The following is a 20,974-nucleotide window of genomic DNA, read 5'->3' as shown; positions in this document are numbered from 1 at the left end:
CGAACCAGTCATGTATGGCCACCGCTGAGGACGTCGAGGAAACCGACGACGGGCCGGCTGGCACCGTCGTCGAGGACGATCACGAAGCAGACCAGAGAGACGACCGCTACACCCGCAAGAAATGCGTGCTGATCACCGGCTGTTCGTCGGGCATTGGCCGGGCGACCGCGACGGCGTTTCTCGAGAACGACTGGCAGGTGTTCGCAACGGCACGAAACACCGACCATATCGAGGCACTCGAGGAGGCGGGCTGTACGACGCTCGCACTCGACGTTACCGACCCCGAGCAGGTCGCGCGGGTCGTCGAACGAACCGTCGAACTCGGCGGCTCGATCGACTGTCTGGTCAACAACGCCGGCTACGCCCAGATGGGACCGATGGAGGATGTCTCGACGGTCGACCTCCACCGACAGTTCGACGTCAACGTCTACGGCCCTCACCGACTCGTTCGGGCTGCACTCCCGCATATGCGTGCCCAAGGCGAGGGTCAGATCATCAACGTCTCGAGTGTCATTGGCCGGATCTCGTTCCCCGGTTCGGGCGCGTACGCGGGCTCGAAACACGCCCTCGAGGCGATGAGCGACGCGTTACGCGCGGAAGTCGAGGAGTTCGGCATCGATGTCACCGTGATCGAACCCGGGCCGGTCGAGACGAACTTCACCGAGCGCGTCGACGAGGAGTTACCCGGCGACCAGCGAACGCCGGCCTACGAGACGCTGTACGAACTGTACGACGAGATGCAGCTAATCGGCGGCGGCAACGGCGGCCCCTTCGCCTCCTCGCCCGAGGACGTCGCGGACGCGATTCTCGAGGCGAGTACCGTCTCCGAACCGCCGGCTCGGTATCCGGTCGGCGCAATCGCCCAGTACGGTGTCTACGCCCGGTTCCTGCCCGACACGCTTCGCGATGCGGGCTATCGGCTGCTGCGGAAGCTCGTCTGAGCGCGATCCGGTTTCCGTCTCGAGGACGCCGACCGCGAGAGCTAGCGGAACGTTCATGTCTGATCCTCAACAATCGCTAGCTGATTCGAAATGTCCGATTCAACGTCTGGCGTCGTCGCGCTCGCCGATTCCGTCTCCGACCTCCTGTACGGGATCGCTGGCTGGTCGCTGGTTGTGCTCGGGCTCATGCTCGCCGTGACTGGCGGGCGCGTCCTGCTCGAGTTCGGGCTCACGACCTCGGCCGCAGTCGGCGCGACCATCCTGTTCGGCCTCGCGTTCGTCACGACGGCGTTCGGTCTCTTCGTCAACCCACGGTTTCGTCGACGACTCGAGCGGCGTCACGCGCCCTCGAAGTTCGGGTGGGTCCGAAGCGTCGACCAGCGGGTGATCCGGCCCGACGAACGGTGTTCCGAACGCTGTGTCGCCTGTGGCTCACGAATCGAGCAGGGGATGGTTCGGCGCTACCGCGAGGAGTACGCCGTTGCGGGCGTTCCCGTCTACACGCGTTCCGTGGGCTACAATCACTACTGTCTCGAGTGTGCAACGGCCGAACTTCGGGGCGGCGAGCCGTCGCCGTCCGCTGTCGGGACAGCCAACGAGTACGAGACAAGCAAGAGCGAGCCATCCCTCGAGCGACAGTAGGGTCTGAGTGCGCCGACAAATCAGTCAGTCCGCGAGTCGCGTCGGCAGTCGCTCCGTCCCGGTTTCGACGAGCGTGTACATCCCGCCCGTACAGCGACGAATGCGGCCGTCTCGCTGCAGTGTCTGACAGTGGCGTTCGATAGTCATCGGATGGGTCTCGAGCGTGGTTGCCAGTTCGACGGTCGTCGCCGGACTCGAGTCGGCGAGTTCCTCGAGAATTGCGTCTGTTTGGTGCTGTGCTGGGGTGTCCGAGTCTGGCATTCCGTCTCGTTTGTGCCATGTTCCAACAGGGGTATCAACCTCGACGCCAGTTCTCAGCCGGTCGGAATCCCGTTACCGTTGGTTATTTTGTGGCGGCGACAGCAGACCAACGCTGCTGTAGTGTGCAGTTGGCAGTCACACCACCGCATTCGGTGCCGTCCCGACGCACTCGGCGGAGTCGACACACCGCAACACCCGGACTCGAAGCTGGCTCAAGCTGAGAGATTGCGATTTCGCAGGTCTCTGCGGTCGAATCGAAAACAGTGGGCCGCAGAGTCAGGACGCAGTCGTTACGAGTCCCACTGCTCGAGGAACTCGGCTGGGATGGCAGTGATGTCGATCCCCCAGGCGAGTGGCAGCCAGACGACCGCGACGAGCGTGATCAGGATGATCCCGATGACGTTGAGGCCGGCCCCGACGCGGGCCATCTGCGGCAGCGAAATGTAGCCGCTGCCGAAGACGATCGCGTTCGGCGGCGTCGCAACCGGCAGCATGAACGCGAACGAGGCTGCGGTTGCGCCGGCGATCATCAGCCCGTATGGGTGGACGCTGATCCCGACTGCGACCCCGGCGAGGATCGGCATCAACATCGCTGTCGTCGCCGTGTTCGAGGTGACTTCGGTCAGGAAGATCGTCATCATCACGACGGCCAGCAGGATGAGGACCATCGAGACGCCCTCGAGCAGTTGGAGCTGTTCACCGATCCAGACTGCGAGGCCGGTCTCGCTGAAGCCGGCGGCGATCGCGAGACCGCCACCGAACAGGAGGATGACACCCCACGGGATGTCGACCGCGTTCGACCAGTCGAGCAGGAACGTGTGGTCGCCGTCCTCGGTCTTCGTCGGCAGGGTAAAGAGGACTAACGCGCCGCCGATGGCGACGATGGTGTCGACGTCGTCAGGTGGAGTAATTCCGGCCAGCGGCTCGAGCAGGCTCGCGCCGATCCAGGCGACGGCCATGCCGATGAAGACGACGAGCACCCGTCGTTCCGGCGAACTCATCGAGCCGAGCGCGGCGAGTTCGCGGTCGATCGTGCCGGCACCCATCGGCAACTGGTCGAACTGGGGTGACATCGCAATCCGGGTGACGTAGAAATAGACGGTTACGAGGCCGACGATCGAGATCGGAACGCCGTAGAGCATCCACTCGGCGAAACCGATGGTTGTCCCGAAGAGTTCGCCTGCCTGACCGGCAAAGAGGATGTTCGGCGGCGTGCCGATGAGCGTCGCGACGCCACCGACGGATGCGCCGTAGGCGATACAGAGCATGAGTGCGATCCCGAACGAGAAGTTGCCTTCGCTGGTGTCGATCTCGAGGCCGGTCTCGTCGACCAGATCCGCGGTCTGGTAGATGACCGCCAGCGCGATGGGAACCATCATCATCACGGTTGCACTGTTCGAGACCCACATCGAGAGAAACGCCGTGGCGATCATGAAGCCGAGAATAAGTCGCGAGGGCTTCGTGCCGACGATCTTGATCATCCGCAGTGCGATACGCTTGTGGAGCCCCCACCGTTGCATCGCCATGGCGAGGAAAAAGCCACCCATAAAGAGGAAGATCAGCGGATGGCCGTACGAGGGTGTCGTCTCTGCAACCGGGAGCGCGCCGGTCAACGGGAACAGGACGATCGGCAGCAGCGACGTCGCAGGGATCGGGATCGCTTCCGACATCCACCAGACGGCAACCCACGCGGTGACGGCCGCGACGGCCTGCCCTGCGGGCTCGAGGCCGGCTGGTGTCGGTGCGAGGAAGATCAGCGCGAACAGGATCGGGCCGAGCACGAAGCCGAGCTTCTGGCGCAGCCCGTACGAGCCGTCGACGTCGAACGGCGAGCCGTCATCGCCGTTTTGTCCGCCACCGTTACCCCCGTTTGCACCAGACTCGTGGGTGCCATTCGGCGGTTGGCCACCATCGCTGAACGCTTTCTCCGCGAGACGTTGTTCCTCTTCGGAGACGCCGTCCATGTCTTTGACCATGGCCGGTCCATCGAGCGAGAGATACGCCTTCGTCTGGGCGTTGAGCTGCCACAGATAGCACCAGATGTTCTGAATGAACTTTTGAAGTGTTTTCGAATTATCGTACACCATTTTTCCCGTTTGTTCCGAATAGATCGTATAAATTCTGTCGATCTGCGCGAGTAACTATCACCATTGTTCGGGTATGAGGAAAGATACCGAGTAAACAATACTCTAGTTTGATTCTAGCATGAGGGTCTCGGTCCGACCACGAACGACACGAATCGTTGCTCGAGCGACGACCGATCGTCGGAACCCACAAACCGGCGGCTCGTGAACTCGAGGTATGCCCCTGTTACAGTTCGATACGACGCTGTCGCTGTCGGCCGACGAGAAGACGGCGCTCGCGGATCGAGTGACGGACCTGTACACGACAGAGATGGCGACGACGGCGGGTCACGTCGCGGTGACGATACGCGAACACGACGCGGCCGCCCTCCATCTCGGGCGTGCCGTCGAGGGCCCGCTGGTGTTTCTCGACGCCGAGATCAGGCAGGGCCGATCGTTCGACCGCAAGCGCGCGTTCGCCCTCGCCACCATGACGTACCTCTGCGAGACGTTCGACGTTCCCGACGAAAATCTGAAGGTCGTCTTCACCGAACACCCCGGCGAGGCGATGATGGGCGTCGACCGCATCGGCGGCGAGTGGGACGGCGAGGAGAAGAGTCACTGACCGTCACGAGAACTGAGAGACCGAACGACTGCAACGGGATCGCCGTCGAGAAAGAGCCCCTTTTAGGGCCGGAGACGGAACGACGACACATGTATCGGATCTTGCTACCGGTCGATACGAACGAATCGCGAGCGCGTGCGCAGGTCGATGCGGTCCTCGAACTCCCCGCCGCTGCCGAGGACGTGCTCGTCGATGTGGTCCACGTCCACGACGAAACGACGCCGGACGCCGAGTGGGCGGCTGGCGGTTTTTCCGAGACCTATACGGAAACGATGGCAACGAACGTTAGAGAGAGCAATCGCATTCCAGCGTCGGTTGAGGCCGTTGTCGACGGTCTCGAGGCAGCCGACATCGAGTACGCGGTCCACGAGACGGCCGGCGAACCCGCCGAGGCGATCCTCGAGGCCGCGACGGAACGGGACAGTAACGTGGTCGTCCTCGGCAGCGGCGACCAGTCGCCGGTCGGGAAAATGCTCTTCGGCAGCGTCACGCAGGACGTCGTCCTCGAGTGTGACCGACCGGTCACCGTTGTTCCAGTCGACGACGAATAGGGCCCGGACCACGGGTTCGCCGCTCGTCGCGACCGGCCGTCTCGCTCAGCGCAGACAGGCCGCGACGACCTCGAGCATCTTCTCGCCGCGAACCTCATCAGCGAACAGCGGAACGCGTCGAACGTCGGTTCCACGAAAGAGGTCCTGTGCCTCCGCGAGCGCGGACTGTTGAACGTCCCAGCGCTGTTGGCAGAACGCACAGTCGTCCAGATTCGGCTGGAGGAACTCGCCGTGGACGTCGTCGGTCACGTCCGAGAGCGGTTCCATGACGCGGTTGACGACGACGGTACCGACCGGGATACCGAACTCGTCGAGTTGCTGGCGCAGGCGTTTGGATTCGACGACGCTCATCTCTTCGGGCACCATTACGATACGGAAATCCGTCCGTGCGGGATCACGAAGGGCCGCTCGGAGGCGTTCGATCCGCTCGCGAAGTACCTCGAGGTCCTCGAGGTCTGGTTCTTCTTCCGGCGGCTCCTGTCCGCCGAACATCCCTTTCATCCCCTCGAACATCCCGCTGATTCGCTGGCGGAATTTGAGGATGCGCCCCATCATCGAGTCCATCAGTTCGGGCAGTTGGAGCAGCCTGAGGGTGTGGCCCGTGGGGGCGGTGTCGATGACCACGCGCTCGAATCGCGGGTCGTCCAGATATTCGAGCAGCAACTGCATCGCGGCGGCCTCGTCGGCACCGGGCATCGCGCCGCCGAAGAGGGCGTCCATCGGCGACTCCTCGCCGCCGAGCATGTCGCCCAGTCCGCCGAGTCCGCCCATCGGGCTTCCGCCACCGCCATCGCCGCCACCGAAGCCATCCTCGCTGCCGAGGAAGGCTGCCTGCCCGTTTTCCATGGCCCGTTCCGGATCGATCTCGGCCCCATAAAGCGGGATGTCGTCACGAATGCGACCGGGTTCGGCAGGAACGTCGGTCTCGAAGGTGTCCGACAGCGAGTGTGCCGGGTCCGTCGAGACGACGAGCGTACTGGTCCCGCCACGAGCGCTCTCGAGGGCCGTCGCGGCGGCCATCGTCGTCTTCCCGACACCGCCTTTTCCCCCGTAGAGCACGTAATCGGGGCCGTCGAACGGCTCGTCGGACGGCTCCACGTCGATCGCCTCCCGCGTGTCGTCCGCGACGGAGTCGGTTGGTGTCACCTCGATCGTGTGTGCATTGTCGTCCGTCCGTGCGGCTTCTCCTTTCTCGTCGACCGGTTCGACGTCGATTCCACTCATACCAGCTGTTTTCCCGCCCCCACACGAGTAGTCGTCGGTCTCAGCCGATTGTGGCCACACGCGAGAGGCTCGGTGTGCTACCCTGTTCCAATCATGGCATATAATATCGACCTAATATGTACTAGGACATACTGCTGTTCCTCCCATCATCATAATTGTTTTAGCCCTAACATTAATTAGGAGAACGTTGGCTCTCCATGCAGACGACAGCGGTGATGAATCATCACCGTTTTACCGACCCCATGACATCCCAGCTCATTCAGACCGCCGCTGACTCGACGACCGACCGCACAGACAACGAACAGTTCCCGTACGAAGGCGAGCGAGCCGGCTTCTCGCTCCCAACACCCACCGCTCGAGGCGTCCTCCGGCCGACCGAGGCGTCTGGCGCGATCGGTACTGCCGGCTCGCTCGAGTGTCCGGCCTGTGACAGCGAGACGACCAACGGCGCTGGCCTGTTCGCGTGTACCGACTGCTCGTGGGAAGGCACGCTGCGATAGCTCGCCGATCAGTCAGCCGAAGTACGCAGCCAGTCGCTCGGCAGCCGCCTCAACGCGCGGTGTGACGAGCGCGAACCGAAGCCACTCCCGGCGCGAGTTGCCGAAGGCCTCACCGGGCATCCCGGCGACACCAGCCTCGTCGATCAGGCGCTCGACGTTCTCGAGGGTGCCCGGATAGCCGTCGAACCGCGCCAGCACGTAGAACGCCCCCTGCGGTGTCGTGTATTCTGCACCCGCCGCGTCCAGCGCGTCGGTGAACGTCTCGACGCGCTCGCGGAGGAGTTGGCGATTTTGTTCGTAGTAGTCCGGTCCCGTCTCGCGTAGCGCCTGCAACACGGCGTACTGGCTGGGCCGGCTACCGGCGACGTTGACCAGCATGTGTCGGCTCTTGGCGTTCTCGACGAGGTGTAACGGGAAGATCGCATACCCGACACGAAAGCCCGTGATCGCCAGCGACTTCGAGAACGCGTTCGTGACGATTCGGTGCTCCGAGTCGACGCCCAGCGCACTCGAGAACGTCCCCGAGAGGTCGTAGTGGTCGTACACCTCGTCGCTGACGAGGATCGCGTCGTACGTTTCGGCGATTTCGACCAGCGCCTCGATCGTCTCTTTGGGGTAGACCGCGCCCGTCGGGTTGTTCGGCGAGTTGACAACGATCGCCGCCGTCTCCTCGCTCGCAGCAGCGCGGACGTCGGCGGGGTCGAGTTGGCCCGTCTCGGCCGTCGGGACGAACCGCTGTTGTCCGCCGAGCATCGTCGTCTTGCCGGGGTAGTAGGGGTAGACCGGGTCCGTCAGGATGATCTCGTCGCCGCGGTCGCGCTCGAGTGCGCGCGCCATCGCGAGGTAGTTCGCCTCGCCGGCCCCGTTCGTGACGACGACCTGCTCGGTGTCGACGCCCCGGCGGGCAGCGATCTCCTCGCGCAACTCGCTCAACCCGTGACTCGGCGGATACTGGAACTGCTCCGGCTCGAGGTCGGCGTACTCGTGGAGGCCATCGCGGAGCGCTTGCGGCGGCTCCCAGTCCGGATTTCCGCTGACCATATCGATTACGTCGCGGTCCGCCCGGCCCGCATACTCCATCACGTGAAAGAACAGCGGCGTCTCGTACTCCATATCGGAAGCACGGAGGGGATGGACCGTCGTTCTTTCCGTTTTGCACCGATGGCTGGCGGCGTCGACCCTCGCTTTCACGTCCCCACACCGCGTCGATTCGCATACGAACATGACCGACGACATCGACCGCGACCGTCCGATGGCGGTCGGCGACGCACTCCGAGACCGTGAGGAGACCGTTGCCGTCGCCGAATCCTGTACTGGTGGCCTGATCGGCGCGGCGATTACGGCCGTGCCGGGCGCAAGCGACTACTTCGACGCGGGGCTGACGACCTACGCCTACGACGCCAAGCGCCGCCACCTCGGCGTCAGTCGTGAAGCACTCGACGAACACGGCGCGGTCTCCGAACCCGTCGCCCGCCAGATGGCCCAAGGTGTTCGGGATGTCACCGACGTTACCTGGGGCGTCGCGACGACAGGAATCGCCGGCCCGACCGGCGGGACCGAGGACGACCCGGTCGGAACCGTCTACATCGGCGTCGCCTACGCCGGCCCGTGGGGCAGCGAGTCGTCGTTCGCATCCGTCTCCCGCTACGTTTTCGACGGCGACCGCGCCGCCGTCCGCGCACAGACCGTCGAACAGGCACTCGAGGACCTGCTCGAAGCGATCGACGCACGGGCAGAACGCAGCGACCAGCACTGATCCGACCGTCGACCGGTTCGTCGTGACGACAGTCCCCGAAAGAAAACTATTCGAGGCTCGCACCGCCAGTGGCGGGTAGATGAACAAGAAGGGACACGTTCTCAACGCTGTGCTTTTGAGTCTGGGGTTGGGGTATTTACTCGAGCCGGCTGGTGACTTCGAGACGTTTCGGACGATCGTCGCGATCGGGGTGCCGGTCACGCTCGGCGCGATGGTGCCCGACATCGACACCGCGTTCGGGAAACACCGCAAGACGTTGCACAATCTGCCGCTTTTGGCCGCCTTTCTTGCCTTCCCGTACGTCTTCGGCAACCTCGAATACGTCTGGATCGGCGTGTTGACCCATTACGTCCTCGACATGGCGGGCAGCAGGCGCGGTATCGCGCTGTTTTACCCACTCACGAAAACGGAGTACGGGCTCCCGACAGGCGTCACCGTCAGCAGCAATCGCGCGGATCTGGTGACGGTGATTATCACCGTCCTCGAGTTGCTGCTCGTCGCGTTAATCGTCTACGAGGTCCCTCAGTGGGGCTTCGAGATGGGGCGACAGGCAGCCGGCTTCTAGATCGGCGTCACAGGGGGCTGTGACGACTCGAGAACTGCCGAATCGAGAACGAGAATAGAACGCGATCGACGGCTGTGCGGTCGCTTTTCGACCGCGTTACTGGTTGTTCGGCGTCCACTCCTCGCAAGCGTCCATATCGTCCATCGCCGTCTCGTGGTGGCCACAGTAGGGAACCATTCCATCCGAGGAGCGGACGTACTCGAAGTGGCTGCAGTTACCACAGTAGCGGTCCGTGGGTTCAGCCGGTTCGTCCGTCGGTGCGTCGACGATCTCTGCGTCGTAGCCGTCACCTGCGTCGAGCGGCGAGGAGAGATCCGAGGCGGCCGTGCCGCCGTCGCTGGTCGCCACGCCGGCGGCCCGCCCTCGAGTGCGGCCAGTGTCGGCCCCAGTTCCAGCGTTTGACCCCGACGTCGGTGTCGACTGGACTGACGCATCGTCGTACGAAAGCGTGGTCCCGTCGGCGTCAGTTGCGTTGGTCTGAGTCTCGACCTCGCCGTCCGGCGTCCCACCGAGGAAGCCAATGCCGCCGAGACCGCTCGAGTCGTCGTCTGACTCGTCGGCTTTGACGACGGTCGTGTTGTGGCGCGTGACGTTCATCTCGAGCATGCCACCCGGATCGTTTCGCCGCTTGAACGTCGCGACGGCGGCGAACAGACACCAGATCGCGGTGATGAGTCCGAGCAGGTAGATCACCGAGACCTCGAGGGTGAGTTGGTCGCCGCCGTAGCGCCAGTGTTCGGGGTAGGCATGCCAGAACAGGGCGACACCGAGCAGACAGAGGCTCGCACTGATCGCGGCGGTGGCCTGTACGCGGCGGCTGGCGGGCAAGACGACGAAGACGCCGACGAGAACGATGGGGACGCTAAGCCCGGCGAGCACGCCCGCAGCGCGGACGGTCGCGAACTGGGGTGCCATCCCCTCCGAGAGCGCGATCGCGTACTCGCCCAAGAGGTCGGTCGTCGCCACGAGCACGGCGACGACGGCCAGAATCGCACCGAACAAGACGAGTGCCGTCCCCGTATACAGTCGCCTGGGGCTCGCCACCTCCCGTGCGCTTCCGTCGTAGGCCTCGGTCAGGCTTGTCATGCACGGTGATTGTACGTCCCGTCACAAAACGGTACGTCAGACACATTTCGAAGGATAGAGAGGTATCGACGACCCCCGGAAACGAAAGCTTGAATCGACGCGCTCGCAAACGAAGGCATATGAGCGACGAGGACGACGAGGAGCCGGCTGTGACGCTCGGAGACCAGACCCCCGTCGAGGGTGCCCCCCTCGCCCGCGTCACGTCGCGGTTGACGTGGCCAAAAGAAAAGAGCGAAGTCGACCGCCTTGAGGGCGACAGCGAGATTCGGACGCCCGACGGGCCACAGTCGCTGTCGAGCATCCTCGAGGAGATCGGCGAGACGTACTTCCAGCGCCATCAGGAGTTCGAAACCCACGTCCGGGACGTCATCGCCACTGGACCAGTTCCGACCGCAGACGAGTAACGAGCCGTGGCGACAGAGGGAGCACGCAGCGCCGGCGGTTGGGTTCGTGATCAGTTCGATCGCCTGTCGTGGTTCCAGAAGTCGCTACTCACCGGTGCCGTGCTGACGCTCGTGTGGATGCAGTACGTCCCACCTGACCTCGAGCGCCGGGCCGTGTTCGACGGGCTAGTGTTGATCGGGGGGCCGCTCGCACTGGGGCTGACCCACGGCAACCACATCGGCTGGAACATCAACCGCGTCGCCGTTCGAAACACCGTCTTACTCTCCCTGTTCGTCCTGCCGATTTACCTCATCGGATCGACGCTGCCGACGATCCGTGCGTACTATCCGATCTGGCCGACCTCGAGTGCGCTCGCAACGTTTCTCCCACACGCAGTCCAGCTGTTCTTGCTCGCCGTGGCTGCTGAGACGTACTACCGCGGCCTGCTCTGTGTCGGCGTCAAAGAGATCGGGTTCAAGGCGGTGCTCATCAGCCCCGTCGTCTACATGTTTCACCACGCCGGCAAACCGCCGATCGAGTTCCTGCTGTCGGGGCCGACGGATATCCTGTTCGGTGCCGTCGACTACCAGTCGAACTCGATTCTCCCCTCCGTGGTCGCCCACGGGGCCGGACTCGTCTTGCTCGATTGGCTCGTGTTACACGACCCACTGTTCGATCCGCAGCCAGTACTGAGTCGACTCGAGTGGCTGCCGATCCCACTGTAGCCCCCATGTCCGGGTGAGCGGTATTTTAGTAAGGTCCGGGCGTTGATTCGACTGTGACACTCCCAATTGACCCTGCCACGATCGATCCGGACGAGTACGGCGAGAAAGAGGTCGTCCTCGAGATGGACCACGAGGACGCCATCGAACACGTCCGTGAGGTCTGTACGGACGCCGGCTTCGGCATCCCCGTCGAGTTCTCCCCATCGGAGCTGTTGAACGAGAAAGTCGACGCCGACCGCGACCCCTACTACGTCCTCGGCGCTTGCAACCCCGCCGTTGCGAACAAGGCGCTCGAGCAGTCGTTACAGATCGGCGGGCTCTTCCCCTGCAACATAGTCATCTGGGAAGAAGCCCCCGGCCGCCAGCGCGTCTATCACGTCTCGATCATGCGGATCGCCCGCCTGCTCGGGATGGCCCCGGACAACGACGCCTGGGACGACATCCTCGAGGAAACCGGCGAACTCACCGAACAGACCTTCGCGGAACTCGAGGCGACCGAGGCTGCACAAACGGACTGATACGGTTTCCTGTCGTCGGACTGTGCCAAACGTCGAGATGTCAAGATTTACGTACGATACGGCGCACCGTCTCGTATGGACGTCCGAACCGCGTTTTTCGCCCTCCTCCTCGTCGCTCTCGGCGTGATCGCGACCCTGATGATCGCCCCGCTGTTGCAGTACGTGATGGCTGCTGCCCTCCTTGCGTTCGTACTGTACCCTGCTTATGAACGGTTGCGTCCTCGACTTGGGCCGCGCCCTGCAGCGCTGCTATTGACGGGGTTTGCCATCGCTGCCGTTCTCGTCCCCTTGCTCGTTCTCTCGATCATTATTCTGCAAACGCTGCTCTCCTTTCTGAATACCGCCGATGAGACGATCGCCGTCGAGACCGTTCGCGACATCGCCAGAGACGAGTTCGGCCTCGAGCCGGATCAACTCGATGCCCTCGAGACGGCCGTCCTCGCGGAGATCGAATCGTCGCTGTCGGGTGCCGTCGAACTCGCCGTGCTCGAGGTAATCGGGCTGGTCAACACCAGCGTCGAGATGGGGCTCGGGCTGATCGTCTTCCTCTTCCTATTGTACTATCTGCTCATCGATGGCCGGACGTTCGTCGAGTGGCTCGGCGAGGTCGCCCCGATCGACTCGACTATCCGGGATGAACTGTTCGAAGAGGTGAGCGTCGTCACGTGGGCCGTCATCAACAGCCACGTCCTCGTTGCCGTCGTCGAAGGCGTGCTCGGCGGACTCGGATTCTACCTGCTCGGGCTGCCGAACGTTGCTTTCTGGACGGTCATCATGATCGTCGTCTCCTTCCTTCCGGCGATCGGTGTTTGGCTCGTCTGGGGGCCCGCTGTGGGGTATCTCGTGATCGCAAACGATCCGTTCAGTGCCGCGTTGCTCTTGTTGTATGGGGTTGCCGTGCTTTCGGTGGTCGACAACTACCTGCGAGCGATCTTCGTCGACCGCGGCTCCGGGCTCCACCCGGCGGTCGTCATCGTCGGCGTCATCGGCGGGATCTACCTGCTCGGGATCATGGGGCTGTTCCTCGGTCCTGTCTTGCTCGCGGTATTCAAAGCCGGCCTCAACGTCTTCAATCGAGTCTCGCTCGAGGACGACGAGGACGACCCCAGTTCTGAGCCCCAATCGGCGGCGGCATCGACCGTCACTCCTGCGTCCGAGCAACGACTCCCGGAGTCCGACCGGGCAGATTGACTGTGCGAGCTACTTGTCGTCCCGTGTCGGGGCGTCGGTCTCGAGGTCCTCGAGATACTGCTCGGCGTCGTATTGGAGATAGCCCGTGACGACGGCGATGATGGCGATGACGAACAGCGGGACGCCGATGAGCAAGAGAATCATCGCGATCGCGGTGAGAAATTCAGCGCTGACGAGCGCGAGGGACATACGACCCCAAACGCGTTCGGACGGCTTATACTGTCGGACAGTAGTCGCCGCCGTGGGTTCGACGCCCCAACTGTTACGTTGACCTCGAGAAGGCACTCAGATTCGACTGGAGACCGGCTGCAAGCTCCGATTTGCGCTGGAGACGCGCGTACGTGATCGGGAGCTGTGTCGCGACCTCGCTGACTGCGTCGTGGAACGTCTCGGCTTCGCCGTACTGGCCTTCGAAGGCGTTGCGGACGCTTTCACGGACCTGCCAGACGCCGACGGGGGCCCAGTAGTCGTCCGAGACTTCGCGCAAGACGAGACATTTGGCCTGTCGGCCGATCGACTCGAGGTACTCCAACACGCCCAGTCGGGCCGCGTAGTAGGCCCCCGCCGTCTCCTCGACGTAGCTCGAGCGCCCTTCGTACCCCTCGCTGGCGCTCTGGAGCCAGACGTCGTCGTGGGGATTCGGGTTCCAGATGCTGCCGGGGGCTTTCATCTCGACCAGTTCGAACTCCCAGTTGCCGGGTGCGAGGATGACCCAGTAGCGATTGCCCATGTACTCGTTGGCCCAGACTTGCACCTCGTCGATGCTCGACGCGTTGCGGATGCGCCCGCGCAGGAACTGGCCGACCGTGTCGTCGACGGCGGTGATCGACCACCGCGTCGGCACGAGTCGGCGCTGTTTCGTCTCCCCGAGTGCGCCCGCCGAGAGGATCGTGTTGATCTCATACACGTCGAAGCCGCGGCGATAGAGGTAGGTCATCGCGCCCTGGGCCTGCCAGTCGTCGTCCTCGAGTGTCTTCTTGACGGGTTTGGGGACGTAGGGGTTCTCTCGCAACTCGGCGTTTCGGGCGTTGGCACGGGGACCACGAGGTGTCGCGACATCCGTGCCGGCATCGAGGCCGAGGTCGGGTTTGCCGTCGAGCCCGATCTCGAGATCGACCGGCCGACCGGCGATGGCGACCTCGCGCTGGATGCCGACGAAGCCGTCCCAGGTGTCGTGGACCGACGGTGCCAGCCGGCTCGCAATCGACGGCGAGTCGACGTTTGCGTGCTTGCTCGAGTTCAACAGTCCTGTCCGACGCTGGAGGACGTCGGTGATCCCGTGGCCCTGCTGGTACCAGTCGCCGTCAGTGACGTACTCCTCGGCGGCGTCCTCGTCGCCGACAGGCGAAAGCAGCCCGACGGGAATATCGGGGTAGTTCGACCGCCCAACGAAGATCGACGGTGCCGTCGAGCCCACGAGGGTATCGCCACTGAGCGCGTCGTCGAACCGCTGTTCGAACGTCTCGATGTGGTCCGTGATCGCGTAGGATTTTTCCTTTGCGAGGCGCCGTCGCTCGGCTTCCTCGTCGGGCTCGAGATCCTCGATGTAGTCGTCGAGGCGCATTCACTCGCAGTAGTACCGCTCGCCGTTTGAATGTTACAGTCCGAGCCAGAATGTCAGAGGCAGAGGTTCGAACGGCGGTACGCCACCGAACCTCTGTACACCTCTTCCGCGTGCACCCTCATGTATATAGACGCGCGTTCTCTGTCTGTGAAAACACGCCCCGAGTCCCACAAAAGACAACGGTTAAAAACGGCGGGCGGGAAAGGATGGGTATGAGTACGACGGACGATCGAAACACGCGATCCTGCGTCTCCTGTGGGATCAACATCGCAGGCACGAACGCTGCTGCGTTCAAGTGTCCCGACTGTGGCGCACAGATTTACCGCTGTGCCAAATGCCGCAAGCAGAGCAACCTCTATGAGTGCAACGACTGCGGTTTCACCGGACCATAAGGAGGATTGAACATGGGAAAAGTCGCTGCCAAAATCAAGGTCATGCCGGACAGCCCCGAGATCGATCTGGATGCGCTTCAGGAGCGCCTCGAGAGCGCACTTCCAGAGGGCGCCAAAATCAACGGTGTCGAGCGCGAAAACGTTGCGTTCGGCCTCATCGCCCTCTACCCAACCGTAATCGTCCCTGACGGCTCGGGTGGGACGGAGACCGTCGAAGAGAACTTCGCAGACGTCGACGGTGTCGAAAGCGTCGGCGTCGAGAACGTCGGCCGTATCTGAAGCCGGACCGAGTGTCGGCCGTTTTTCATCCCGAAACCGCGTTGGACAGTGGCAACTGAACCGGCGTGTCCACACATCGCATGACCGTCGTGCGATGTGCCGTATACTGACTGTCGATGATTCCGAGACTGGGCCGTCGGCCTCGAGTCTCTGCGGCCGACTCACATTCCCGTGACCGTTTTGCCCGTCTCCGAACGCTTACCACGTCCCTCGTGAAAGACACTTCACGTGAACGTTCTGTCGGATCCCACTAAACGACGGTGGCTCGCGTGGGGTGCGTTAGTGACCGTCTTCTTGCTCGTCAATCTCCATCGGCTCTCGACGGCGGTCTTGTCGGAACGGCTGACCACCGATTTCGGGACGACGGCGGCACAGCTCGGCACGCTCCATGCCTCGTTTTTCCTCATCTATGCCGCGATCCAGATCCCGACAGGCGTGCTCGCCGATCGGGTCGGACCGCGCTACGTCGGCTCGATCGGCGGCATCGTGTTGAGCCTCGGTGCCGTCGGCTTCGCGATGAGCGACAGCTATCTCACTGCGTTCGCCGCACGGGCGCTCATCGGCCTCGGCAGCGGCGTCATCTTCGTCTCGATCCTACGCTTTTGTGCCAACTGGTATCGCGCCGACGAGTTCGCGACGATGACCGGGCTGACTGGGAGCGTCGCCGGCCTCGGTGCGATCCTTGCGACGACGCCGCTGGCGGTCACTGTCGAGCAGATCGGCTGGCGGACGACGATCTTCGGACTGGGACTCGTCGGGCTCGTCGCCGCTGCCTCGGTCTTCGTCCTCGCGCGCCAGTCACCGGCCGCTGCGGGCCTCGAGCCGATCGCGGGCGTTCCCGAACAGCCCTCGGTGACGCTTGCGGAACTGGGCGAACAATTGCGGGCGCTCGCGCGCGATCTCGATCAGTGGCTGTTGTCGATCGTCTTCTTCGCGGGCAACGGCGCGATGTTGACGCTCGTGGGGATGTGGGGCGTGCCCTACATCGTCGTGGTCTACGAACTCGACGTGACGACGGCGTCGTACTTCACGCTGCTCGCGTCGGTTGGGGTCTTGCTCGGGCCGCCGACGATCGGGTGGCTCTCGGACCGACTCGAGCGGCGGCTGGTGCCGATGACGGTCGGTATCGGGCTGTTCGCGGTCGCACTCGCGACGATTCCGGTCTTCGGGCAGCCGCCGCTTGCGGTCATCGCTGTCGCCTATCTGGCCTGTGGCTTTCTGTTCGGCGCGGCGATGCTCTCGCTGTCGGTCGTCAAAGAACGGTATCCCCCCAGCGCAAGCGGCATTGCGACGGCGACCGTGAACACAGCGGGCTTTATCGGTGGGACGATTCTGCCGACGGTGATGGGGGTGGCCCTCGACGCCTATCGAACTGGCGAGACCGTCGGTGGCACCGTCGCCTACACCGAGTTCGGCTATCGGATCGCCTTCGGCATTCTCGCCGGCACCGTCGCCATCGGTTTCCTCTGTTCGTACTGGCTCGTCAGACGCGACCGAAACGGGGCCTCGCCACCGCGTCTGTAAGACGGACTGCGGTCGACACGGCCCGCCGATCAGTCGATCGTCCGCTTGGAGTCGGGTTCGACAGCAGTGAGATACTGCTCGAGGAGGTCTGGAAACTCCCGGCCACGAATATAGCGCAGGCCGAAGTCCTCGGTCCAACCGATGATGCCTTTGTCCTCAGTGACGACGCCGGCCTCGAGTTCGCGCGCGAGGATCAAGAGATCGAAATCCTCGCGGGAGTCGAGCACGCCGGTTCGCATCGCCGAGCGGTACTTATCGCGCAGGTTCGAGATGACGGCGTCGACGTCGGTCATATGCTCGTGTTCTTCGAGCGGGTCGCCTTCGGTCTGTTCTGCCTTCCGGACGGCCTGCTCGGAGACGCGCAGGCCGCGGTCGACGCGGTTGCTCATCTCGTCGACGAAGCTGTAGACGACGTTTGCGGGGATCGACACTGCATACCGGTCGGGATGTTTGCGGATCACCCACGTGTTCAGCTTCGAGTACACCTCGTCGTCGACGTCGCGGGCCTCGAGCATCGTCGTGAGTTCGTCGTGGATCGTCGGCGGCATATAACAGGAGATGCCGAGGTTGAGGCGTGCGTTGGCGATCAACTCGAGCAATCGACAGACGGCCGCTTGCAGTGACTCGTCTGGCTGGCGAATGTCCTCGGTGAGAAAAAGCGACGTGTCGAGGACGAACCGCTGTTTGAACGCCTCGGTGGACATACCAGTGTGTTCGACTCGAGCGGACAAATAAGTGGAGTGTGCTGAGAGAGCCGTTTCAGTTCGAAGGTTGGCGTTCGGGGTCGGCACCGAGCCCGGCGTCGGAGATGATCTCCGCTCCAGTCGGCGAGAGGTCGACCGTGACGTCTTCGTGGACGGCTTTGCTGATCTCGTCGACGTTGCCCGCAAGCACGGTCAGGATGTCGTCCGGGTTCGCATACAGCAACATGTTCCCGTCTTGGCCCTCCGCGACGAGTTGGGTGTCGTTCAAGACGATCTGATTGTTCTGGATCGTCGCCGCGACGACCGGCAGCGCCTCGGGTTTCCCCTGCTCGTCGTCCCGGACGCGTCGGATGTGGACGGCATCGAGGTCGAGGACGTCTTTGTGCTCTTGGATCTTTTCGGCGCAGTTGACCATGTCCTGCAAGAGGAGCGATTTCTGCTCGCCGCCGTGGCCGTCGTCGCCCTCGAGACAGTGCTGACAGACGCGAAGTTCGAGTCGCATACGGGACAGCTTGTGACCGGACACCGATGAGAATTCCGCTTCGAGCCGTTTCGATCAGTTCGTGTGACGGTTGGACTGTGTTTCTTCCCGCCACGCGGCGTAATATCGGCGATGACAGACACCGAGTACCACAGATTGCTCGGCATGAGCCGGGACGCGTTCGCGGACCTCGAGTCCCACCTCGTCGAACGAACCGACGATGGACGGACGTACTGCCACGTCCCGGACTACCGTCGCGGCGTCGAGCGCGGCACCAGCCTGATCGACGGCACGGTCGTCCGTGGCTTCCCGAAGGTGCCACGAACGCTCGTCCTCTCGGAGGGGGTCCCGGAGCGCTTTGCCGACCAGCCCGGCGATCGAATCGCCGTCGAAGAGAAATTAAACGGCTACAACGTCCGCGTCGTCCGCCTCGATGGCGAGCGCCTCGCGTTCTCGCGAAGCGGGATGATCTGCCCGTTTACGACCCGCATCCTCGAGCGACTGGTCGACCTCGAGGCCCTGTTCGAGCAGTATCCCGAGGCGATGGTCTGTGGCGAGATGATCGGCCCCGAAAACCCCTACACGGCCCACGACTACCCGGATGTCGACTCGATCGCGTTTCGAGCGTTCGACTGGCGCGACCGCGAGTCTGGCGAGCCGCTGCCCGTCGAGACCCGGCGCGAGCGCTACGACACGTTCGACGTTCCGCAGACGCGACTGTTTGGCCAGTTCGAGGTCGACGCGGCGGCGGCCGAGATCCGTCGCATCATCGAGGAACTGGACGCCGAGGACCGCGAGGGCGTCATCATGAAATCGCCGGACGGCACGGCACAGTTGAAGTATACGACGTCGGCCGCGAATCAGGGCGATCTCGCCTACGCGTTCTCGCTGCCGTTCGATTACGGCCAGCCGTTCATGTTCCGGCGACTCATTCGGGAAGGGTTCCAGAGCATCGAGTGGGACGAATCCGACGCCGTCGCCCGCGAGCGCGCCCACGAACTCGGCGAGGCCATCTTACTGTCGATGCGCGAGACCATCGACACCGTCGACGCGGGCGAACCCGTCGGCGAGCGCCACACCGTCCGCGCCAGCCACGAGACCGTCGACATCTTGCTCGAGCACCTCGAGGGGCAGGGACTCACGATCGAGATTGAAGACGACCGCCGGGAGGACGGCGACCGCGTCTGTACGTTCCTCAAGGTGACTCGATCGACCATCGACAAGACGCGAAACTACCTCGACGGGCATATCGTCAAAGAGTGAGCTGGCACGACGACTGCTGTCCGTCTCAGTCGCGCCGTTGCTCGGAAATTTCTCGGATCGTCTCACTGCCCCGATCGACGTAGCCGCCGTGATGGCAGACGACGTGGTCGATCTCGAGGGCCGCGAGGTCGGCGACTGACTCGAGTGCGCGGTCCATGTCGGGTGTGAACTCGGGTTTCGGGCCGGCAAGCGGCTCGTCGCCGTCCGCGACGAGTGCATCGCCCGCGAGCAGCAGGTTCCCTTCGGAGAAATACAGCGAGCAGTGGCCCGGCGTGTGGCCGGGCGTCTCGATAACTTCCATCGGTCCCGCGAGCGTCGGAATGCGAACGCCGTCGGCCAGTTCCAGATCGACCTCGACTGGCGGGTACCGGTCGCCGTCGCTCTTGATCGGGTCACGCTCGCCCGTCACGAACGGGGCTTCCTCACGATGGGTCGCGACGACCGCGTCGACGGCCTCGAGCAAGTCGCTGAGACCGCCCGCGTGGTCGCCGTCGTGGTGAGTCACAACGACGAGCCAGATGTCCTCGAGGTCGTAGCCGAGCGACCGGAGGTGGGTTCGAATGCCGTCGACGGCACCCGCTGGCCCGACGTCGATCAGGACGAGGCCGCGGTCGGTCTCGACGGCCGTGGGCGTGATCGTCATCGTGCGGCCGTACTCGATCGTCATCGGGAGCGTGTGGACGCCCGCGCCGCGTTCGTGGTCGGAGTGCATGCTCGAGGCGACGAGCGCCACGCTCAAATGGGTATTCGTCCGCCGCCGTGGGCCGCCACTGGCGGCTGTGTACCAACTGCTCAGGGTGAACGACACTATGAGGAAAGACAAGACGTGCGTTTTATAACCATCACCAAGTAAGAGGGGCGTACGACTATGCCGAACTCTAATGGCCCTCGTCAGGGATCCCGACGAAAGCTCGCGAACAAACCTCGAGACCGCGGCTCGTCGCCGCCACAGCGAGCGATTCAGGAGTACGAAGCTGGAGAGAAAGTCCACCTGAAGATCGACCCAAGCGTTCCTGACGGACGCTACCACCCACGTTTCGACGGCCGCACCGGCGAAGTCGTCGGCAAACAGGGCGACGCCTTCAAGGTCCAGATCAACGACCGCGGCAAAGAGAAGACGCTGATCGTCACTGCAGCCCACCTGCGCGCCCAGAACCAAGAAAAGAGCCGGATCTGAGACAGGATGACGATCTTCAAAGAGATCGTCGACGAGGAGTTCCTGACGGTCTCGGAAACGAAGGAACTGCTCGCCGACATCGAAGCCGAACGCGCGTTGGACGAGGACCGCGAGCTCCGCTACGAACTCGCCCGAGCGATCGAACACGTCAACCGCTTTACCGTCCTCGAACCCGAGGACGCCCAAGCGCTCGTCGACGACCTACAGGACCTCGAGAAAGTCGACGAAGCGACGGCGTACAAGATCACCAACCTCCTGCCGCGCAATCGAGACGAGCTCCGATCGGTGTACGCACAGCAACGGTACTCGCTGTCGGGGGACGAACTCGACGAGATTCTCAACGTCATCGCGAAGTACGCGTGAGACCGTCGGTTTCGGTGCCACGGATGTCAGCGACCGACGATACTGTGGGTCGTCTCGATCGGTGGCCTCGTATTCGTGTCCGTCCATCGTCGAGTGTTGACGGCGCTCGTCAGTAGCCACGCATCGGCCTCGAGGCTGTCGTATCCGTTGCGAGTCGGCCGACTCTTTAAGTATGCCGTGGCCGTAGCGTGAGCC

General features: G+C 63.4%; 27 protein-coding genes. 17 read left to right on the top strand and 10 right to left on the bottom strand.

Annotation, left to right across the window (positions count from 1 at the left end):
* Positions 1-14: 14 nt before the first annotated feature.
* Positions 15-941: an SDR family oxidoreductase gene (locus C495_RS02755; RefSeq protein WP_008159784.1), complete on the top strand. Its 927-nt coding sequence runs from the start codon at positions 15-17 to the stop codon at positions 939-941.
* 90 nt (positions 942-1,031) lie between these two features.
* Positions 1,032-1,583, top strand: coding sequence for a hypothetical protein (locus tag C495_RS02750; protein WP_008159783.1), 552 nt, complete (start codon positions 1,032-1,034; stop codon positions 1,581-1,583).
* A 24-nt stretch (positions 1,584-1,607) separates the two neighbouring features.
* Here C495_RS02750 and C495_RS02745 read toward each other — a convergent pair whose 3' ends face one another.
* Together C495_RS02745 and C495_RS02740 are read right to left on the bottom strand one after the other, a co-directional pair.
* Positions 1,608-1,844, bottom strand: coding sequence for a DeoR family transcriptional regulator (locus C495_RS02745; RefSeq protein WP_008159781.1), 237 nt, complete (start codon positions 1,842-1,844; stop codon positions 1,608-1,610).
* A 290-nt stretch (positions 1,845-2,134) separates the two neighbouring features.
* Positions 2,135-3,931 carry an SLC13 family permease gene (locus tag C495_RS02740; protein WP_008159779.1) on the bottom strand — a complete coding sequence of 599 codons (1,797 nt, stop codon included), beginning with the start codon at positions 3,929-3,931 and terminating at the stop codon, positions 2,135-2,137.
* Between the two features lie 214 nt (positions 3,932-4,145).
* On the opposite strand from C495_RS02740, the gene C495_RS02735 reads away from it, so the two are divergent.
* Together C495_RS02735 and C495_RS02730 are read left to right on the top strand one after the other, a co-directional pair.
* A complete protein-coding gene (locus C495_RS02735; RefSeq protein ID WP_008159777.1) occupies positions 4,146-4,532 on the top strand; it encodes a tautomerase family protein in 387 nt (128 codons plus the stop codon).
* Positions 4,533-4,621: 89 nt separating this feature from the next.
* Complete coding sequence (locus tag C495_RS02730; RefSeq protein WP_008159776.1) at positions 4,622-5,083, top strand: universal stress protein; 462 nt, start codon at positions 4,622-4,624, stop codon at positions 5,081-5,083.
* A gap of 45 nt (positions 5,084-5,128) precedes the next feature.
* Here the strand turns inward: C495_RS02730 and C495_RS02725 are convergent, their stop codons facing one another.
* Entirely contained in the window at positions 5,129-6,307 is a 1,179-nt protein-coding gene (locus C495_RS02725) for an ArsA family ATPase (protein ID WP_049890105.1), read from the bottom strand.
* Positions 6,308-6,549: 242 nt separating this feature from the next.
* Between C495_RS02725 and C495_RS02720 the strand changes: the two genes are divergently transcribed.
* Positions 6,550-6,807: a hypothetical protein gene (locus C495_RS02720; protein ID WP_008159771.1), complete on the top strand. Its 258-nt coding sequence runs from the start codon at positions 6,550-6,552 to the stop codon at positions 6,805-6,807.
* Positions 6,808-6,819: 12 nt separating this feature from the next.
* Here the strand turns inward: C495_RS02720 and C495_RS02715 are convergent, their stop codons facing one another.
* Positions 6,820-7,920 (bottom strand): pyridoxal phosphate-dependent aminotransferase, encoded by a 1,101-nt coding sequence (locus tag C495_RS02715; RefSeq protein ID WP_008159769.1) that lies wholly within the window; start codon positions 7,918-7,920, stop codon positions 6,820-6,822.
* A 109-nt stretch (positions 7,921-8,029) separates the two neighbouring features.
* On the opposite strand from C495_RS02715, the gene C495_RS02710 reads away from it, so the two are divergent.
* Together C495_RS02710 and C495_RS02705 are read left to right on the top strand one after the other, a co-directional pair.
* On the top strand, positions 8,030-8,563 hold the full coding sequence (locus tag C495_RS02710; protein WP_008159767.1) for a CinA family protein: 534 nt from the start codon (positions 8,030-8,032) through the stop codon (positions 8,561-8,563).
* 79 nt (positions 8,564-8,642) lie between these two features.
* Positions 8,643-9,128 carry a metal-dependent hydrolase gene (locus C495_RS02705; protein WP_008159765.1) on the top strand — a complete coding sequence of 162 codons (486 nt, stop codon included), beginning with the start codon at positions 8,643-8,645 and terminating at the stop codon, positions 9,126-9,128.
* 96 nt (positions 9,129-9,224) lie between these two features.
* On the opposite strand, the gene C495_RS02700 is transcribed toward C495_RS02705, so the two are convergent.
* Positions 9,225-10,214, bottom strand: coding sequence for a DUF7139 domain-containing protein (locus C495_RS02700; RefSeq protein WP_008159763.1), 990 nt, complete (start codon positions 10,212-10,214; stop codon positions 9,225-9,227).
* 119 nt (positions 10,215-10,333) lie between these two features.
* On the opposite strand from C495_RS02700, the gene C495_RS02695 reads away from it, so the two are divergent.
* From C495_RS02695 to C495_RS02680, 4 genes are all read left to right on the top strand, one after another.
* Positions 10,334-10,618: a DUF5789 family protein gene (locus C495_RS02695; RefSeq protein ID WP_008159761.1), complete on the top strand. Its 285-nt coding sequence runs from the start codon at positions 10,334-10,336 to the stop codon at positions 10,616-10,618.
* Positions 10,619-10,624: 6 nt separating this feature from the next.
* Positions 10,625-11,323: a CPBP family glutamic-type intramembrane protease gene (locus C495_RS02690; RefSeq protein WP_008159759.1), complete on the top strand. Its 699-nt coding sequence runs from the start codon at positions 10,625-10,627 to the stop codon at positions 11,321-11,323.
* Positions 11,324-11,376: 53 nt separating this feature from the next.
* The gene (locus C495_RS02685; protein ID WP_008159757.1) at positions 11,377-11,841 is read left to right on the top strand and encodes a DUF302 domain-containing protein; all 465 of its coding nucleotides are present in this window, start codon (positions 11,377-11,379) and stop codon (positions 11,839-11,841) included.
* A gap of 75 nt (positions 11,842-11,916) precedes the next feature.
* Complete coding sequence (locus C495_RS02680; protein ID WP_008159756.1) at positions 11,917-13,032, top strand: AI-2E family transporter; 1,116 nt, start codon at positions 11,917-11,919, stop codon at positions 13,030-13,032.
* A 9-nt stretch (positions 13,033-13,041) separates the two neighbouring features.
* Here C495_RS02680 and C495_RS02675 read toward each other — a convergent pair whose 3' ends face one another.
* Positions 13,042-13,221 (bottom strand): hypothetical protein, encoded by a 180-nt coding sequence (locus tag C495_RS02675; RefSeq protein ID WP_008159755.1) that lies wholly within the window; start codon positions 13,219-13,221, stop codon positions 13,042-13,044.
* A gap of 73 nt (positions 13,222-13,294) precedes the next feature.
* A complete protein-coding gene (nreA, locus tag C495_RS02670) occupies positions 13,295-14,596 on the bottom strand; it encodes a DNA repair protein NreA (RefSeq protein WP_008159753.1) in 1,302 nt (433 codons plus the stop codon).
* A 212-nt stretch (positions 14,597-14,808) separates the two neighbouring features.
* Between nreA and C495_RS17165 the strand changes: the two genes are divergently transcribed.
* The 3 genes from C495_RS17165 to C495_RS02660 all read left to right on the top strand — a co-directional run bounded on the left by C495_RS17165 (position 14,809) and on the right by C495_RS02660 (position 16,791).
* Positions 14,809-14,988, top strand: a complete 180-nt coding sequence (locus C495_RS17165; RefSeq protein ID WP_006067470.1) for an HVO_2753 family zinc finger protein — start codon at positions 14,809-14,811, stop codon at positions 14,986-14,988.
* A 12-nt stretch (positions 14,989-15,000) separates the two neighbouring features.
* The gene (locus C495_RS02665) at positions 15,001-15,267 is read left to right on the top strand and encodes an elongation factor 1-beta (protein WP_008159750.1); all 267 of its coding nucleotides are present in this window, start codon (positions 15,001-15,003) and stop codon (positions 15,265-15,267) included.
* 228 nt (positions 15,268-15,495) lie between these two features.
* Positions 15,496-16,791, top strand: a complete 1,296-nt coding sequence (locus C495_RS02660) for an MFS transporter (protein ID WP_049890104.1) — start codon at positions 15,496-15,498, stop codon at positions 16,789-16,791.
* Positions 16,792-16,820: 29 nt separating this feature from the next.
* On the opposite strand, the gene C495_RS02655 is transcribed toward C495_RS02660, so the two are convergent.
* A complete protein-coding gene (locus C495_RS02655; RefSeq protein WP_008159747.1) occupies positions 16,821-17,495 on the bottom strand; it encodes an RNA ligase partner protein in 675 nt (224 codons plus the stop codon).
* Between the two features lie 55 nt (positions 17,496-17,550).
* The gene (locus C495_RS02650) at positions 17,551-17,997 is read right to left on the bottom strand and encodes a hypothetical protein (protein WP_008159745.1); all 447 of its coding nucleotides are present in this window, start codon (positions 17,995-17,997) and stop codon (positions 17,551-17,553) included.
* Between the two features lie 111 nt (positions 17,998-18,108).
* Here C495_RS02650 and C495_RS02645 point away from each other — a divergent pair, with 111 nt between their 5' ends.
* A complete protein-coding gene (locus C495_RS02645; protein WP_008159743.1) occupies positions 18,109-19,239 on the top strand; it encodes an RNA ligase in 1,131 nt (376 codons plus the stop codon).
* Between the two features lie 25 nt (positions 19,240-19,264).
* Here C495_RS02645 and C495_RS02640 read toward each other — a convergent pair whose 3' ends face one another.
* Positions 19,265-19,951, bottom strand: coding sequence for an MBL fold metallo-hydrolase (locus C495_RS02640; protein ID WP_008159741.1), 687 nt, complete (start codon positions 19,949-19,951; stop codon positions 19,265-19,267).
* A gap of 156 nt (positions 19,952-20,107) precedes the next feature.
* Between C495_RS02640 and C495_RS02635 the strand changes: the two genes are divergently transcribed.
* The gene (locus tag C495_RS02635) at positions 20,108-20,416 is read left to right on the top strand and encodes a 50S ribosomal protein L21e (protein ID WP_008159739.1); all 309 of its coding nucleotides are present in this window, start codon (positions 20,108-20,110) and stop codon (positions 20,414-20,416) included.
* Positions 20,417-20,422: 6 nt separating this feature from the next.
* Positions 20,423-20,779, top strand: coding sequence for an RNA polymerase Rpb4 family protein (locus tag C495_RS02630; protein WP_008159737.1), 357 nt, complete (start codon positions 20,423-20,425; stop codon positions 20,777-20,779).
* Positions 20,780-20,974: the final 195 nt, after the last annotated feature.

Source organism: Natronorubrum sulfidifaciens JCM 14089 (genome assembly GCF_000337735.1).
GTDB classification, from domain to species: Archaea; Halobacteriota; Halobacteria; order Halobacteriales; family Natrialbaceae; genus Natronorubrum; species Natronorubrum sulfidifaciens.
Note: the sequence above shows the minus strand (reverse complement) of the source record. Positions and strands in the feature narration are given on the sequence as shown.